At 59.8% G+C, this 818-nt stretch carries 1 pseudogene; it reads left to right on the top strand.

The features are described from left to right. Window positions 1-650 (top strand): annotated as a pseudogene (locus tag I5W_RS07595) (c-type cytochrome); the annotation flags it as partial. Between the last annotated feature and the right edge of the window lie 168 nt (window positions 651-818).

The following is an 818-nucleotide window of genomic DNA, read 5'->3' as shown; positions in this document are numbered from 1 at the left end:
GCACTGAAGAAAAACGACAACTACTTCATCGAGGTCGACACCCCCGTGTGGTGCCGTNCAACAGAAAGGTGCGCCTGGTCACCACCGCCAATGACGTGATCCACTCNTGGACCATTCCGGCCTTCGGCGTGAAGCAGGATGCCATTCCCGGCTTCGTGCGCGATACCTGGTTCCGCGCCGAGAAGATCGGTACCTATCGCGGTCAGTGCGTGGAACTATGCGGCAAGGATCACGCCTTCATGCCCATCGTGGTCAACGTGGTCAGCGAAGACGACTACAAGAAATGGGTCGATGGCAAGAAGAAGGAAATGGCCGCCAAGGCCGATGATCCCAGCAAGGTCTGGACGGTGGATGAGTTGAAGCAGCGTGGCGAGAAGGTCTATGTCGCCAACTGCGTGGTCTGCCACCAGGCCAATGGCAAGGGCGTGCCGGGATCCTTCCCGGCGCTCGATGGCAGCGCCGTGGTCAACGGCCCCAAGGCGACCCAGATCCACCTGGTGCTCAACGGCAAGAACGCCATGCCGGCCTGGAAGGGCATCTTGAACGACACCGAAATCGCCGCCGTGATCACCTACACGCGCAACAACTGGTCCAACAAGGCCCAGGAAAACATCGTGCAGCCGGCCGAAGTGCTGGCCGCCCGCAAGTAATCGTTTGGAGAACCGGACATGACTACCACCGACCGAATCAAGGATCGGTTCTTGTGGTGGTCACGCCACAGCATGTCCGCATGGCCTTGCCCCTCGTCCGGAAGAAAAGGCGCTGTTCCAGAAGATCGGCGAGCAGCGCAAGACCTTCTCTCCTCGCGCGATGAAATC

It is taken from the genome of Herbaspirillum sp. B65 (assembly GCF_000333555.1).
GTDB classification, from domain to species: Bacteria; Pseudomonadota; Gammaproteobacteria; order Burkholderiales; family Burkholderiaceae_D; genus Herbaspirillum; species Herbaspirillum rubrisubalbicans.
Note: the sequence above shows the minus strand (reverse complement) of the source record. Positions and strands in the feature narration are given on the sequence as shown.